Genomic DNA, 15,822 nt, shown 5'->3' on the forward strand with positions numbered 1-15,822 from the left:
GGTAGAAAGACTCAACGTATTTATCTTTAAGAGAAAGAGACTACGCTAATAGCAGTAGTTGTATTTATTTGTGATTTTGCACAAATTTTTTTGTGCATTTATAATACTCATGATTTGAGGGGTGAAGCAGTTGACAGGTCAACTAGTTCAATACGGACGCCACCGCCAACGAAGAAGTTATGCCCGTATTAGTGAAGTATTAGAGTTACCAAATCTTATCGAAATTCAAACCTCTTCTTATCAGTGGTTTCTTGATGAGGGTTTGCGAGAAATGTTCCAAGACATTTCTCCGATTGAAGACTTTACGGGAAATCTATCGCTTGAATTTATCGACTACAGCTTAGGTGAACCTAAATACTCTGTAGACGAATGCAAAGAGCGTGATGTGACGTATGCAGCACCACTTCGTGTAAAAGTGCGTCTAATCAACAAGGAAACTGGTGAAGTAAAAGAACAAGATGTGTTCATGGGAGATTTCCCACTCATGACAGAGACTGGAACATTCGTAATTAACGGTGCAGAACGTGTTATCGTTTCCCAGTTAGTTCGCTCTCCAAGCGTATACTATAGTGGCAAAGTGGATAAAAACGGAAAACGTGGTTTTACTGCTACTGTAATTCCAAACCGCGGAGCTTGGTTAGAGTATGAGACAGATGCTAAGGATGTTGTATATGTGCGTATTGACCGTACGCGTAAACTTCCTGTAACTGTTTTGTTACGCGCATTAGGGTTTGGCTCTGATCAAGAAATCACCGAGCTTTTAGGTGATAACGAATACTTAAGCAACACATTAGAAAAAGACAACACAGATAGCACAGAAAAAGCATTGCTTGAAATTTATGAGCGTCTACGTCCTGGTGAACCACCAACAGTAGAAAATGCTAAGAGCTTACTTGTGTCTCGTTTCTTCGATCCAAAGCGCTACGATTTAGCAAATGTAGGTCGCTATAAGATCAACAAGAAGTTACACATTAAAAACAGGTTGTTTAATCAACGTTTAGCTGAAACATTAGTGGATCCAGAAACTGGTGAAATTTTAGCGGCAGAAGGAACAATCTTAGATCGTCGTACACTTGATCGCATTTTACCTTACTTAGAGAAAAACATTGGATTCAAAACAGCGAAACCAATGGGTGGAGTGGTAGAAGGCGATGTTGAGCTGCAATCTATTAAGATTTATGCTCCTGAGTCGGAAGGCGAACGCGTAATTAATGTAATTGGTAATGCAAACATTACTCGTGATGTGAAACACATCACACCAGGTGATATCCTTGCTTCTATCAGTTACTTCTTCAACCTACTATACAAAGTAGGGGATACAGATGATATTGACCATTTAGGAAACCGTCGTCTGCGTTCTGTTGGAGAACTATTACAAAATCAATTCCGTATCGGTCTTTCTCGTATGGAACGTGTTGTTCGTGAGAGAATGTCGATCCAAGATACAAATGCAATTACACCACAGGCACTAATTAATATTCGTCCTGTTATTGCATCTATTAAAGAGTTCTTCGGAAGTTCTCAGTTATCTCAGTTTATGGACCAAACAAACCCATTAGCAGAGTTAACTCACAAACGAAGACTATCTGCATTAGGACCTGGTGGTTTAACGCGTGAGCGCGCAGGCTTTGAAGTGCGTGACGTTCATTACTCCCACTACGGTCGTATGTGTCCGATTGAAACACCAGAGGGACCAAACATCGGTTTGATTAACTCATTATCTTCGTTCGCGAAAGTAAATGAGTTTGGTTTCATTGAAACACCATACCGTCGTGTTGACCCAGAAACTGGTCTTGTAACAGGGCATGTTGATTACTTAACAGCAGATGAAGAAGATAACTATGTTGTAGCCCAAGCGAATATGAAATTATCTGACGAAGGTGAATTCCTAAGTGAAGATATCGTAGCTCGTTTCCGTGGTGAAAACATTGTCACAAATAGAGAACGCATCGACTACATGGATGTATCTCCAAAACAAGTAGTGTCGGCAGCGACAGCTTGTATTCCGTTCTTAGAAAACGATGACTCTAACCGCGCACTTATGGGAGCGAACATGCAACGTCAGGCGGTTCCGTTAATGAATCCGGAATCTCCGATTGTAGGTACAGGTATGGAGTACGTATCAGCAAAAGACTCAGGTGCTGCAGTAATCTGTAAACATCCTGGTGTTGTTGAGCGCGTAGAAGCACGTGAAGTTTGGGTACGTCGCTATGTAGAAGTTGACGGTCAAACAGTAAAAGGCGACTTAGATCGCTACAAAATGCAAAAATTCATTCGTTCTAACCAAGGAACTTGTTACAACCAACGTCCAATCGTAAGTGTTGGAAATGAAGTTGTAAAAGGTGAAATCCTTGCGGATGGTCCTTCTATGGAATTAGGTGAACTAGCACTTGGACGTAACGTGCTTGTTGGCTTCATGACTTGGGACGGTTATAACTACGAGGATGCGATCATCATGAGTGAGCGCCTTGTAAAAGATGATGTGTACACTTCTATTCATATTGAAGAATATGAATCAGAAGCTCGTGATACGAAGCTTGGACCAGAAGAAATTACACGTGACATTCCAAACGTTGGGGAAGACGCATTACGTAACCTTGACGAGCGCGGTATCATTCGCGTTGGTGCTGAAGTAAAAGATGGAGATTTACTTGTTGGTAAAGTAACACCTAAAGGTGTAACAGAATTAACAGCTGAAGAACGTCTATTACATGCTATCTTTGGAGAAAAAGCACGTGAAGTACGTGATACATCACTACGTGTACCACACGGTGGTGGCGGTATTATCTTAGACGTAAAAGTATTCAACCGTGAAGATGGCGATGAATTACCACCAGGTGTGAATCAACTTGTACGTGCATATATCGTTCAAAAACGTAAAATCTCTGAAGGTGACAAGATGGCCGGACGTCACGGTAACAAAGGTGTTATTTCTCGTATTTTACCAGAAGAAGATATGCCTTACTTACCAGACGGTACGCCAATCGATATCATGTTAAACCCATTAGGGGTACCATCTCGTATGAATATCGGTCAGGTATTAGAACTTCATCTTGGTATGGCAGCAAGATACCTTGGCATTCACATTGCAACACCAGTATTTGATGGTGCTCGTGAGGAAGATGTTTGGGGCACAATTGAAGAAGCTGGTATGGCAAATGACGCGAAAACAATCCTGTATGACGGACGTACTGGTGAACCATTCGATAACCGCGTATCTGTTGGTGTCATGTATATGATCAAACTTGCGCACATGGTTGACGATAAACTTCATGCTCGTTCTACTGGACCATACTCACTTGTAACGCAGCAACCTCTTGGAGGTAAAGCTCAGTTCGGTGGACAGCGTTTCGGTGAGATGGAGGTTTGGGCACTTGAAGCATACGGTGCTGCTTATACTCTTCAAGAAATCTTAACAGTGAAGTCTGATGATGTTGTTGGACGTGTTAAGACTTATGAAGCAATTGTTAAAGGCGAAAATGTTCCAGAACCAGGCGTTCCTGAATCATTCAAAGTATTGATTAAAGAGCTGCAAAGTTTAGGTATGGACGTTAAAATGATGTCTAGCGACGATACAGAAATTGAAATGCGTGATACAGAAGATGACGATGATCATCAATCAGCAGATAAATTGAATGTCGAAGTTGAGACAACTAAGGAATAATTGGGATAACCTGTAGACTAAAAGGGAGGTAGGCCCCTTGATAGATGTAAATAACTTTGAATATATGAAGATTGGACTTGCTTCACCTGACAAGATTCGTTCTTGGTCATACGGTGAAGTTAAGAAACCAGAAACTATTAACTATCGTACGTTAAAGCCTGAAAAAGATGGCTTGTTCTGTGAGCGTATTTTCGGACCACAAAAGGACTGGGAATGTCATTGCGGAAAATACAAACGTGTACGTTATAAAGGTGTAGTTTGTGATCGATGTGGCGTTGAAGTAACGCGTGCAAAAGTACGTCGTGAACGTATGGGTCATATCGAATTAGCTGCTCCTGTATCTCATATTTGGTATTTCAAAGGTATCCCGAGCCGCATGGGACTTGTCTTAGACATGTCCCCTCGCGCGCTTGAAGAAGTAATTTATTTCGCTTCTTATGTTGTAACAGAAAGTGGAGATACACCACTTGATAAGAAGCAATTACTTTCTGAAAAAGAATACCGTGCATATCGTGATCGATATGGTAGCACATTCCAAGCTGCTATGGGTGCAGAAGCAATTAAAAAGCTACTACAAGACATCGATTTAGATAAAGAAGTAGACTTCTTAAAAGAAGAATTAAAAACAGCACAAGGACAACGCCGTACTCGTGCTATTAAACGTCTAGAAGTATTAGAAGCATTCCGTAACTCTGGAAATGAACCGTCTTGGATGATCTTAGATGTTCTACCAGTAATCCCACCAGAACTACGCCCAATGGTACAGTTAGACGGTGGACGTTTTGCTACTTCTGACTTAAACGACTTATACCGTCGTGTAATTAACCGTAACAATCGTTTAAAACGTCTATTGGACTTAGGTGCACCAAGCATCATCGTTCAAAACGAAAAACGTATGTTACAAGAAGCTGTAGACGCATTAATCGATAATGGTCGTCGTGGCCGTCCAGTTACTGGACCAGGTAATCGTCCATTAAAATCACTATCTCACATGCTTAAAGGTAAACAAGGACGTTTCCGTCAAAACTTATTAGGTAAACGTGTTGACTACTCTGGTCGTTCTGTAATCGTTGTAGGACCGAACTTAAAGATGTATCAATGTGGATTACCAAAAGAAATGGCGCTTGAACTGTTCAAACCTTTCGTAATGAAAGAGTTAGTTGAAAAAGGATTAGCACATAACATTAAGAGTGCGAAACGTAAAATCGAGCGTGTACAACCTGAAGTTTGGGACGTTTTAGAGTCTGTGATTAAAGAACATCCAGTACTTCTAAACCGCGCACCAACACTTCACCGTCTTGGTATCCAGGCGTTTGAACCTACATTAGTAGAAGGTCGCGCAATCCGTCTACACCCACTTGTATGTACTGCATACAACGCGGACTTTGACGGTGACCAAATGGCCGTTCACGTACCTTTATCATCAGAAGCTCAAGCTGAAGCTCGTCTTCTTATGTTAGCGGCACAAAACATCTTGAACCCGAAAGACGGTAAACCAGTTGTTACTCCATCTCAGGATATGGTATTAGGTAACTATTACTTAACACTTGAGCGTGAAGGTGCAATCGGTGAAGGTATGGTCTTTAAAGATGCAAACGAAGCATTGCTTGCATATCAAAATGGATATGTTCATCTTCATACACGTGTTGCAGTAGCTGCAAGTGCAGTAAACAACGCAACATTTACTGAAGAGCAAAAGAGTATGCTTCTATTAACAACAGTTGGTAAATTAATATTTAACGAAATCTTACCAGAGTCGTTCCCTTATATTAATGAACCAACAAATTCAAACCTTGAAAAAGAAACACCAGCGAAATATTTCGTTGAAAAAGGTGCGAACATTAAAGAAATTATTGCTAGTCGCGAAGAAGTGGCGCCATTTAGCAAGAAGATCCTTGGTAACATCATTGCGGAAGTGTTCAAACGTTTCCAAATTACAGAAACGTCTCGCATGCTTGACCGTATGAAAAACTTAGGATTCAAGTACTCTACAAAAGCTGGTATTACAGTTGGGGTATCTGACATTCTTGTATTAGGCGAAAAAGATGAAATTCTCCACGAAGCACAAGCAAAAGTAGATAATGTAATTAAACAATTCCGTCGCGGTTTAATCACGGAAGAAGAACGTTACGATCGCGTTATCTCTATTTGGAGTAATGCAAAAGATGTTATCCAAGGAAAACTGATGAAATCCTTGAATAAACGCAACCCAATCTTCATGATGAGTGACTCAGGTGCCCGTGGTAACGCATCTAACTTTACTCAGCTTGCTGGTATGCGTGGTCTTATGGCCAATCCATCTGGTCGTATCATCGAACTTCCAATCAAATCGAGTTTCCGTGAAGGTTTAACAGTACTTGAGTACTTCATCTCTACGCATGGTGCGCGTAAAGGTCTTGCCGATACAGCACTTAAAACTGCCGATTCTGGTTACTTAACACGTCGTCTTGTTGACGTTGCACAAGATGTAATCGTTCGTGAAGATGATTGTGGAACAGATCGCGGTTTATTAATTGGTGCGATTAAAGAGGGTAATGAAGTTATCGAGTCATTATATGATCGTCTTGTTGGACGTTTTGCAAGAAAAACTGTAAAACATCCTGAAACAGGTGAAGTATTAGTTGCTGAAAATCAATTAATTACTGAAGATATTGCTCATATCGTTGAAAATTCGGGTGTTGAAACTGTAAACATTCGTTCAGCGTTTACGTGTAACACTCGCCACGGTGTATGTAAGAAGTGTTACGGTCGTAACTTAGCAACTGGAACAGACGTAGAAGTAGGAGAAGCGGTAGGTATTATCGCAGCTCAATCTATCGGTGAGCCAGGTACACAGTTAACGATGCGTACATTCCATACAGGTGGGGTTGCCGGAGATGATATCACTCAAGGTTTACCTCGTATCCAAGAGATTTTCGAAGCTCGTAATCCGAAAGGTCAGGCAGTTATCAGTGAAATCGACGGTGTTATCGCAGCGATCAACGACGTTAAAGATCGCCAAGAAGTAGTTGTGCAGGGTGAAGTTGAAGCTCGTACGTATGCTATTCCTTACGGTGCTCGTCTGAAAGTAACTCCAGGACAGCCAATTAGCCACGGTAAAGAGTTAACAGAAGGTTCTATTGATCCGAAAGAATTACTAAAAGTAACGGACATTACGGCGGTTCAAGAATACTTATTACGTGAAGTTCAAAAAGTATACCGTATGCAAGGGGTAGAAATTGGTGACAAACACGTAGAAGTAATGGTACGTCAAATGTTACGTAAAGTTCGTGTAAGTGATGCAGGTGAAACAGATGTATTACCAGGAACATTACTAGATATCCATCAGTTTACTGATGCGAATGCTAAGGTCTTACTGCAAGGTAAGCAACCAGCAACGGCTAGACCTGTTCTACTTGGTATTACAAAAGCTTCACTTGAAACAGATTCATTCTTATCTGCAGCATCGTTCCAAGAAACAACTCGTGTCTTAACTGATGCAGCAATTAAGGGTAAACGCGATGAACTTCTAGGATTAAAAGAAAATGTTATTATCGGTAAACTTGTTCCTGCTGGAACAGGTATGAATCGTTATCGCAAAGTGGATCTTGTAAAAACAACACAAGATGACATGAATGTAGAAAACGATGAGGTTTATGTGGAACAGTAAAATTTTCCGGTATAAATTTTGTATAAAAACAATTAATCTTAGTTGACATTGTATGAGTCAAAATGTTACTATAATCAAGGTTGCTCCTGAACGATGCTTTGGAGGATATTTATATGTCTTATCAAAAAGTATCAACTGCTGAAAATGTAGTCGTTGGTCATAAACGCACATTGGAAGCAATCAAAAATGGTACAGTTAAAGAAGTTGTCATCGCAGAGGATGCTGACATGCGGTTAACCCATGCTATCATTCGTGTTGCAATGCAATATAACGTGCCCATAACAAAAGTTGAATCAGTTCGTAAGCTTGGTAAAGCTTCGGGGATTCAAGTGGGAGCTTCAGCAATAGGAATAATAAGTTAAAACTGTTTTTGTGAGGAGAGAGCATTTGCTCTTCCTTGCAAAAACTTTGTTTTCAACTAATAATGAACCACCTGGATATGTGGTCATACAAACATGCGAAGGGAGGATAATCAAATGCCTACTATTAACCAATTAGTGAGAAATGGTCGTACTGATAAAGTATGGAAATCTAAATCACCTGCGTTAAACAAAGGTTTTAACTCTTTAAAGAAAAAATCAACTGATATCTCTGCACCTCAAAAACGTGGTGTATGTACTCGTGTTGGTACAATGACTCCAAAGAAACCTAACTCAGCGTTACGTAAATACGCTCGTGTACGTTTAACAAACGGTATCGAGGTTACAGCTTACATCCCAGGTATCGGTCATAACCTACAAGAGCATAGCGTAGTATTAATTCGCGGTGGTCGTGTAAAGGATTTACCGGGGGTACGTTACCACATCGTTCGTGGTGCGCTTGACACAGCTGGTGTTGACAAACGTATGCAAGGACGTTCTAAATATGGTACTAAGAGACCAAAACCTGCTAAAAAATAATAACTTTAAAATGAAAGGAGGAACTCAATATGCCTCGTAAAGGACCTGTTGCGAAACGTGACGTGTTACCAGATCCAATGTACAATTCTAAGCTAGTAACACGCCTTATCAACAAAATGATGGTTGACGGTAAAAAAGGTAAATCTCAAACAATTCTTTATAATGCGTTCGATATCGTAAACGAACGTACTGGTAAAGAGCCAATGGAAGTATTCGAGCAAGCTCTTAAGAACATCATGCCTGTTCTTGAAGTACGCGCTCGTCGTGTTGGTGGTGCTAACTACCAAGTTCCAGTTGAGGTTCGTCCAGAACGCCGTACAACTTTAGGTCTTCGTTGGTTAGTAAACTACGCTCGTCTTCGTGGTGAAAAAACTATGGAAGAGCGTCTTGCTAACGAAATCTTAGATGCAGCTAACAACGCTGGTGCATCTGTTAAGAAACGTGAAGACACTCATAAAATGGCAGAAGCTAACAAAGCATTTGCTCATTACCGTTGGTAGGATTCAACGTAAAATAAATGTAAGCATAAACCGCTTTATTTGTCGCTTATGGAAGTGTGGAGAGGGAGAATGCCTCTCCCTTTCATCGGGCGCTCGTTTTACATAATGAGAGTACTGGACATACTGACATGTGTAACAATATAAAGTGGCTTTTTTGCTACTTAAAATAAAAAAATCCAATCCATATATGGAAGGAGCAAGACACCAAATGGCAAGAGAGTTCTCTTTAGAAAACACTCGTAATATTGGTATCATGGCTCACATCGATGCTGGTAAAACAACAGCAACTGAGCGTATTCTGTACTACACAGGACGTATTCATAAAATCGGTGAAACTCACGAAGGTGCATCTCAGATGGACTGGATGGAGCAAGAGCAAGAGCGTGGTATCACAATTACTTCTGCTGCAACTACAGCACAATGGAAAGGTCATCGTGTAAACATCATTGATACTCCAGGACACGTAGATTTCACAGTAGAAGTAGAACGTTCTTTACGCGTACTTGATGGCGCTGTAGCAGTACTTGATGCGCAATCTGGTGTAGAACCACAAACAGAAACTGTTTGGCGTCAGGCTACTACTTACGGCGTACCTCGTATCGTATTCGTTAACAAAATGGATAAGATCGGTGCAGATTTCTTATACTCTGTAGGAACAATCCACGATCGTTTACAAGCAAACGCACATCCAATTCAGTTACCAATCGGTGCTGAAGATGAGTTCAATGGTATCATTGACCTTGTTGAAGAGTGTGCTTACATGTACGGTAACGATTTAGGAACAGACATTCAACGTGTTGAAATTCCTGAAGAGCACAAAGAATTAGCTGAAGAATACCGTGGAAAACTTATTGAAGCGGTAGCTGAGCTTGATGAAGAAATGATGATGAAGTACCTAGAAGGTGAAGAAATCACTGTAGAAGAGCTTAAAGCTGGTATCCGTAAGGCTACAACTTCTGTAGAATTCTTCCCAGTAATCTGTGGTTCTGCATTCAAAAACAAAGGTGTTCAAATTCTGTTAGACGCAGTTATCGACTACCTTCCATCTCCACTAGATGTACCTGCTATTAAAGGTACTCTACCGGATACAGATGAAGAAGTAGAACGTAAGTCTAGCGATGAAGAACCATTCGCAGCTTTAGCATTCAAAATCATGACTGACCCTTATGTTGGTAAGTTAACGTTCTTCCGTGTGTACTCTGGTGTGTTAAACTCTGGATCATACGTGAAAAACTCAACTAAAGGTAAGCGTGAGCGTGTAGGTCGTATCCTACAAATGCACGCTAACAGCCGTGAAGAGATTTCAACAGTTTACGCTGGTGATATCGCTGCTGCTGTAGGTTTAAAAGATACTACTACTGGTGATACTCTTTGTGACGAGAAGAGCCTTGTTATCCTTGAGTCTATGGAATTCCCAGAGCCAGTTATCTCTGTAGCTATCGAACCAAAATCTAAAGCTGACCAAGATAAGATGGGTACAGCATTATCTAAGCTTTCTGAAGAAGATCCAACATTCCGTGCTCACACTGACCAAGAAACTGGCCAAACTATCATCGCTGGTATGGGTGAACTTCACCTTGATATCATCGTTGACCGTATGCGCCGTGAATTCAAAGTGGAAGCAAACGTTGGTGCTCCTCAGGTAGCATACCGTGAGACTTTCCGCGCTGCTGCGAAAGTTGAAGGTAAGTTCGCTCGTCAATCTGGTGGTCGTGGACAATTCGGTCACGTTTGGATTGAGTTTGAACCTAACGAAGAAGGTAAAGGATTCGAATTCGAAAACAAGATCGTCGGTGGTGTAGTTCCTCGTGAATACATCCCAGCTGTTGGAGCAGGTCTTGAAGATGCACTTAAAAATGGTGTACTAGCTGGTTATCCACTAGTTGACATTAAAGCTGCATTAGTTGACGGATCTTACCATGATGTCGATTCATCTGAGATGGCGTTCAAAATCGCTGCATCTATGGCACTTAAAGCTGCGGTTTCTAAATGTAGCCCAGTAATTCTTGAGCCAATGATGAAAGTTGAAGTTGTAATTCCTGAAGAGTACATGGGTGACATTATGGGTGACGTAACATCTCGTCGTGGACGTGTAGAAGGTATGGAAGCTCGCGGTAACGCACAAGTTGTTCGCGCTATGGTTCCACTTTCTGAAATGTTCGGTTATGCAACGTCATTACGTTCTAACACTCAAGGACGCGGAACATTCTCTATGGTGTTTGACCACTATGAAGAAGTACCAAAGTCTGTTTCTGAAGAAATTATCAAAAAAAATAAAGGTGAATAATTGATTTTTATCGATTGTTCAAGTATAACTACTTATGTAAGCTTAGAAAGTGGGACGTAAGTTTCGCTTTCTAGTCTAAATATAAAATAACCTATATAAACTAAGGAGGAATTTAGAATGGCTAAAGCTAAATTCGAACGTTCTAAACCCCATGTTAACATCGGTACAATCGGCCACGTTGACCATGGTAAAACTACATTAACTGCTGCGATCACTACAGTTCTTGCAAAAGCTGGTGGTGCTGAAGCACGCGGATACGATCAAATCGATGCTGCTCCAGAAGAAAGAGAGCGCGGTATCACAATCTCAACTGCACACGTTGAGTACGAAACTGAAACTCGTCACTATGCACACGTTGACTGCCCAGGTCACGCTGACTATGTTAAAAACATGATCACTGGTGCTGCTCAAATGGACGGCGGTATCTTAGTAGTATCTGCTGCTGATGGCCCAATGCCTCAAACACGTGAGCACATCCTTCTTTCTCGTCAAGTAGGTGTTCCTTACATCGTTGTATTCTTAAACAAATGCGACATGGTAGATGACGAAGAATTATTAGAATTAGTAGAAATGGAAGTTCGCGACCTATTATCTGAATACGGATTCCCAGGCGACGACATTCCTGTAATCAAAGGTTCTGCTCTTAAAGCTCTTCAAGGAGAAGCTGATTGGGAAGCAAAAATCATTGAATTAATGGCTGAAGTTGATGCTTACATCCCAACTCCAGAACGTGAAACTGACAAACCATTCTTAATGCCTGTAGAGGACGTATTCTCTATCACAGGTCGTGGTACAGTTGCTACTGGTCGTGTTGAGCGCGGTATCGTTAAAGTTGGTGACGTAGTAGAAATCATCGGTCTTGCTGAAGAAAATGCTTCTACAACTGTAACTGGTGTAGAGATGTTCCGTAAACTTCTTGACCAAGCTCAAGCTGGAGACAACATCGGTGCTTTACTTCGTGGGGTTGCTCGTGAAGACATCCAACGTGGACAAGTACTTGCAAAAAGCGGTTCTGTAAAAGCTCACGCTAAATTCAAAGCTGAAGTTTTCGTATTATCTAAAGAAGAAGGTGGACGTCACACTCCATTCTTCGCTAACTACCGTCCTCAGTTCTACTTCCGTACAACTGACGTAACTGGTATCATCCAATTACCAGAAGGTACTGAAATGGTAATGCCTGGTGACAACATCGAAATGACTATCGAACTTATCGCTCCAATCGCTATCGAAGAGGGAACTAAATTCTCTATTCGTGAAGGTGGACGTACAGTAGGTTACGGTGTAGTTGCTACTATCGTTGAGTAATCTTAACTGATATAAAAAAACCTAAGGGATTTTCCCTTAGGTTTTTTGTTTGCGTTTATATAAGGGAGAAGAGAGTGTTTTTTTTGTTTTGACGAGTTTCTTCTATAGTAATATAAAAACAATAAAAGATAATCCAGAAACTGTAAAATGAATTCTGTTAGATGAAAACTTGAAATTCTTTAAAGTGCCATGTATAATAGCAAAAGTAGAGAAAAGCAGATGCAAACAAAAAGATGCTTGCATCTAGACGAATAACATTGTATAATAAACAATGTTGGTCTTTGACTGCGATGAAGTGGAAGGTTGCTGACACACCCGGCCGCTTTGCCATGGCATGGTGTGGGGAAATTTCCATGGAGAAGGTCTATTTTAGAAATAGGCGAACGAAGGAGGGAAAATAATGGCAAAAGAAAAAATTCGTATCCGTTTAAAAGCTTACGATCACCGTATTCTTGATCAGTCAGCTGAGAAAATTGTAGAAACAGCTAAGCGTTCTGGGGCAACAGTTTCTGGTCCGATCCCATTACCAACTGAAAAAACTGTTTACACAATTCTTCGTGCTGTTCATAAGTACAAAGATTCTCGTGAGCAATTCGAAATGCGCACGCACAAACGTCTAATCGACATCGTGAGTCCTACTCCACAAACAGTAGATTCATTAATGCGTTTAGACTTACCATCTGGTGTAGATATCGAAATCAAACTATAATTTATATAACTTAAAAATGTAGGAGGTGTAACTCATGACCAAAGGAATCTTAGGAAGAAAGATCGGTATGACTCAAGTATTTGCTGAGAATGGTGAGTTAATCCCAGTAACAGTTATCGCTGCTAATCCAAACGTTGTTCTTCAAAAGAAAACAACTGAAACTGATGGCTACAATGCAATCCAGTTAGGATTTGAAGATAAACGTGAAAAGTTAACTAACAAGCCTGAACAAGGCCACACTGCTAAAGCATCTACAACTCCTAAGCGCTTCATTCGCGAAATCCGCGATGCAGACGTGGACGGATTAGAGGTTGGTCAAGAGGTAAAAGTTGACGTATTCGCTACAGGTGAAATCGTTGATGTAACAGGAATTTCTAAAGGTAAAGGTTTCCAAGGTGTTATCAAACGCCACGGACAATCTCGCGGACCTATGTCTCATGGTTCTCGCTATCACCGTCGTCCAGGTTCAATGGGCCCAGTTGCTCCGAACCGTGTATTCAAAGGCAAAAAACTTGCTGGACGTATGGGTGGAGACCAAGTTACTATCCAAAACTTAGAAATCGTTCAAGTTGACACTGAGCGCAACTTATTACTAGTAAAAGGTAACGTTCCAGGTGCTAAGAAATCTCTTGTAGTTGTTCAAGGCGCTGTGAAGGTTAGCAAATAATTCACAATAGGAAGGAGGAATTCCAATGCCAAAAGTTACTGTATATAACCAAACTGGTTCACAGGTTGGTGAAATCGAATTAGCTGAAGCTATTTTCGGTATCGAACCAAATGAAGCTGTACTTTTCGAAGCTGTAATGATGCAACGTGCATCTTTACGTCAAGGTACACACAAAGTAAAAACTCGCTCTGAAGTTCGCGGTGGTGGTCGTAAACCATGGCGTCAAAAAGGAACTGGACGTGCTCGTCAAGGGTCTATCCGCTCTCCTCAATGGCGTGGTGGTGGTACGGTATTCGGACCTACACCAAGAAGCTATGCGTACAAACTTCCTAAGAAAGTTCGTCGTTTAGCAATCAAATCTGCATTAGCTACTAAAGTAGTTGAGAACAACATTGTAGTTCTTGAAGACCTAGTGTTAAATGCACCAAAAACAAAAGATATGCTAGCAGTACTTAAAGGATTAACTGTTGAGAAGAAAGCTCTTATCGTAACTGCTGATGCAAACGAATCTGTAGAGTTATCTGCTCGCAATATCCCTGGAGTAACAGTAATCACTGCTGATGGCGTAAACGTTTTAGACGTGCTTCATCATGATAAGCTAATCATGACAAAAGCGGCAGTGGAAAAAGTAGAGGAGGTGCTTGCATAATGAGAGATCCTCGTGATATCATTAAGCGCCCAGTTATCACTGAACGTTCTATGGAAATGATGGCTGAAAAAAAATACACGTTCGATGTGGACGTTAAATCTAATAAAACAGAAGTTAAAGATGCTCTTGAAGCGATCTTTGGTGTTAAAGTAGAAAAAGTGAACATCATGAACTACAAGCCGAAAGCAAAACGCGTTGGTCGTCACGCTGGTTTTACTAGCCGTCGTCGTAAAGCAATCGTTAAGCTAACTGCTGACAGCAAAGAAATCGAAATCTTCCAAGGCGTTTAATTCTTACTAAAGAAGGAGGGAAATTGAGATGGGAATCAAAAAGTATAATCCAACTACTAACGGTCGTCGTAATATGACTACGAATGATTTCGCTGAAATCACGACTGATAGACCCGAAAAGTCATTACTTGCTCCTTTAAGCAAGAAGGCTGGTCGTAATAACCAAGGTAAAATCACTGTACGTCATCAAGGTGGCGGACATAAGCGTCAATACCGTATCATCGACTTTAAGCGTAACAAAGATGGAATTCCAGGACGCGTTGCTACGATCGAATACGATCCAAACCGCTCTGCGAATATCGCATTAATTAACTACGTTGACGGTGAAAAACGTTACATTCTTGCTCCTAAATCTTTAGAAGTAGGTATGGAAGTTATGTCTGGCCCAGAAGCTGACATTAAAATCGGTAACGCATTACCATTAATCAACATTCCAGTAGGTACTGTTGTTCATAACATCGAGCTTAAGCCTGGTCGTGGCGGACAATTAGTTCGTTCTGCTGGTACATCTGCTCAAGTACTTGGTAAAGAAGGTAAATACGTACTTGTACGTTTAACTTCTGGTGAAGTACGTCTTGTATTATCTGCTTGTCGCGCTTCAATCGGTCAAGTAGGTAACGAACAACACGAACTTATCAAAATCGGTAAAGCAGGTCGCTCTCGCTGGTTAGGTAAACGCCCAACAGTTCGTGGTTCTGTAATGAACCCGGTTGATCACCCACACGGTGGTGGTGAAGGACGTTCTCCAATCGGACGTAAGTCTCCAATGTCTCCATGGGGTAAACCAACTCTTGGATTCAAGACTCGTAAGAAAAACAAAGCGTCTGACAAATTCATCGTTCGTCGTCGTAAAAAATAATGGGATTGTAGTACGGTTCATTTCTAGAACCGTACGCCAATCACGAAGGGAGGCACCAAAATGGCTCGTAGCTTAAAAAAAGGACCATTTGTCGATGATCACTTAATGAGCAAAATGGAAAAATTAGTTGCATCTGAGCAAAAACAAGTTGTTAAAACTTGGTCTCGCCGTTCAACAATCTTCCCTCAGTTCATCGGACACACAATCGCTGTATATGATGGTCGTAAACACGTACCTGTGTACATCACTGAGGATATGGTTGGCCATAAGTTAGGTGAATTCGCACCAACTCGTACGTACAAAGGTCACCTTGCTGACGATAAGAAAACTAGAAGATAATGAGA

General features: G+C 41.1%; 13 protein-coding genes. All 13 read left to right on the forward strand.

The window, feature by feature from the left end; genetic code table 11:
• The first annotated feature begins 130 nt into the window (after window positions 1-130).
• The 13 genes from rpoB to rpsS all read left to right on the forward strand — a co-directional run bounded on the left by rpoB (window position 131) and on the right by rpsS (window position 15,817).
• A complete protein-coding gene (gene rpoB / locus NST86_RS00630) occupies window positions 131-3,664 on the forward strand; it encodes a DNA-directed RNA polymerase subunit beta (RefSeq protein ID WP_000147553.1) in 3,534 nt (1,177 codons plus the stop codon).
• 37 nt (window positions 3,665-3,701) lie between these two features.
• Window positions 3,702-7,313, forward strand: coding sequence for a DNA-directed RNA polymerase subunit beta' (gene rpoC, locus NST86_RS00635; protein WP_000567939.1), 3,612 nt, complete (start codon window positions 3,702-3,704; stop codon window positions 7,311-7,313).
• Window positions 7,314-7,426: 113 nt separating this feature from the next.
• The gene (locus NST86_RS00640) at window positions 7,427-7,675 is read left to right on the forward strand and encodes a 50S ribosomal protein L7ae-like protein (protein ID WP_000121837.1); all 249 of its coding nucleotides are present in this window, start codon (window positions 7,427-7,429) and stop codon (window positions 7,673-7,675) included.
• A 114-nt stretch (window positions 7,676-7,789) separates the two neighbouring features.
• Window positions 7,790-8,212 carry a 30S ribosomal protein S12 gene (gene rpsL / locus NST86_RS00645; RefSeq protein WP_001142341.1) on the forward strand — a complete coding sequence of 141 codons (423 nt, stop codon included), beginning with the start codon at window positions 7,790-7,792 and terminating at the stop codon, window positions 8,210-8,212.
• Window positions 8,213-8,241: 29 nt separating this feature from the next.
• Entirely contained in the window at window positions 8,242-8,712 is a 471-nt protein-coding gene (gene rpsG / locus NST86_RS00650) for a 30S ribosomal protein S7 (RefSeq protein WP_001137491.1), read from the forward strand.
• A 208-nt stretch (window positions 8,713-8,920) separates the two neighbouring features.
• A complete protein-coding gene (fusA, locus tag NST86_RS00655) occupies window positions 8,921-10,999 on the forward strand; it encodes an elongation factor G (RefSeq protein WP_000090370.1) in 2,079 nt (692 codons plus the stop codon).
• A gap of 117 nt (window positions 11,000-11,116) precedes the next feature.
• Window positions 11,117-12,304 carry an elongation factor Tu gene (gene tuf, locus NST86_RS00660; protein WP_001029614.1) on the forward strand — a complete coding sequence of 396 codons (1,188 nt, stop codon included), beginning with the start codon at window positions 11,117-11,119 and terminating at the stop codon, window positions 12,302-12,304.
• Window positions 12,305-12,704: 400 nt separating this feature from the next.
• Entirely contained in the window at window positions 12,705-13,013 is a 309-nt protein-coding gene (gene rpsJ / locus NST86_RS00665) for a 30S ribosomal protein S10 (protein ID WP_001040596.1), read from the forward strand.
• Between the two features lie 34 nt (window positions 13,014-13,047).
• The gene (rplC, locus tag NST86_RS00670) at window positions 13,048-13,680 is read left to right on the forward strand and encodes a 50S ribosomal protein L3 (RefSeq protein ID WP_000160207.1); all 633 of its coding nucleotides are present in this window, start codon (window positions 13,048-13,050) and stop codon (window positions 13,678-13,680) included.
• A 25-nt stretch (window positions 13,681-13,705) separates the two neighbouring features.
• Window positions 13,706-14,329, forward strand: a complete 624-nt coding sequence (gene rplD / locus NST86_RS00675) for a 50S ribosomal protein L4 (protein WP_001127258.1) — start codon at window positions 13,706-13,708, stop codon at window positions 14,327-14,329.
• The gene (gene rplW / locus NST86_RS00680) at window positions 14,329-14,619 is read left to right on the forward strand and encodes a 50S ribosomal protein L23 (protein ID WP_001205558.1); all 291 of its coding nucleotides are present in this window, start codon (window positions 14,329-14,331) and stop codon (window positions 14,617-14,619) included. Before rplD ends, rplW begins: the two co-directional genes overlap by 1 nt.
• 28 nt (window positions 14,620-14,647) lie before the next feature.
• Complete coding sequence (gene rplB, locus NST86_RS00685) at window positions 14,648-15,478, forward strand: 50S ribosomal protein L2 (protein WP_000511583.1); 831 nt, start codon at window positions 14,648-14,650, stop codon at window positions 15,476-15,478.
• Window positions 15,479-15,538: 60 nt separating this feature from the next.
• The gene (rpsS, locus tag NST86_RS00690) at window positions 15,539-15,817 is read left to right on the forward strand and encodes a 30S ribosomal protein S19 (protein WP_000124454.1); all 279 of its coding nucleotides are present in this window, start codon (window positions 15,539-15,541) and stop codon (window positions 15,815-15,817) included.
• The last annotated feature ends 5 nt before the right edge of the window (window positions 15,818-15,822 follow it).

It is taken from the genome of Bacillus sp. FSL L8-0199, from assembly GCF_038005705.1.
In the GTDB taxonomy this organism is placed as follows: Bacteria; Bacillota; Bacilli; order Bacillales; family Bacillaceae_G; genus Bacillus_A; species Bacillus_A cereus.

Excerpts from the sequence above, each read along its gene's own strand:
- fusA (WP_000090370.1), top strand. The coding sequence starts at position 8,921 with ATGGCAAGAGAGTTCTCTTTAGAAAACACTCGTAATATTGGTATCATG.
- rpsS (WP_000124454.1), top strand. The coding sequence starts at position 15,539 with ATGGCTCGTAGCTTAAAAAAAGGACCATTTGTCGATGATCACTTAATG.
- rplC (WP_000160207.1), top strand. The coding sequence starts at position 13,048 with ATGACCAAAGGAATCTTAGGAAGAAAGATCGGTATGACTCAAGTATTT.
- rplW (WP_001205558.1), top strand. The coding sequence starts at position 14,329 with ATGAGAGATCCTCGTGATATCATTAAGCGCCCAGTTATCACTGAACGT.
- rpsG (WP_001137491.1), top strand. The coding sequence starts at position 8,242 with ATGCCTCGTAAAGGACCTGTTGCGAAACGTGACGTGTTACCAGATCCA.
- rpsL (WP_001142341.1), top strand. The coding sequence starts at position 7,790 with ATGCCTACTATTAACCAATTAGTGAGAAATGGTCGTACTGATAAAGTA.
- NST86_RS00640 (WP_000121837.1), top strand. The coding sequence starts at position 7,427 with ATGTCTTATCAAAAAGTATCAACTGCTGAAAATGTAGTCGTTGGTCAT.
- tuf (WP_001029614.1), top strand. The coding sequence starts at position 11,117 with ATGGCTAAAGCTAAATTCGAACGTTCTAAACCCCATGTTAACATCGGT.
- rpsJ (WP_001040596.1), top strand. The coding sequence starts at position 12,705 with ATGGCAAAAGAAAAAATTCGTATCCGTTTAAAAGCTTACGATCACCGT.
- rplB (WP_000511583.1), top strand. The coding sequence starts at position 14,648 with ATGGGAATCAAAAAGTATAATCCAACTACTAACGGTCGTCGTAATATG.
- rplD (WP_001127258.1), top strand. The coding sequence starts at position 13,706 with ATGCCAAAAGTTACTGTATATAACCAAACTGGTTCACAGGTTGGTGAA.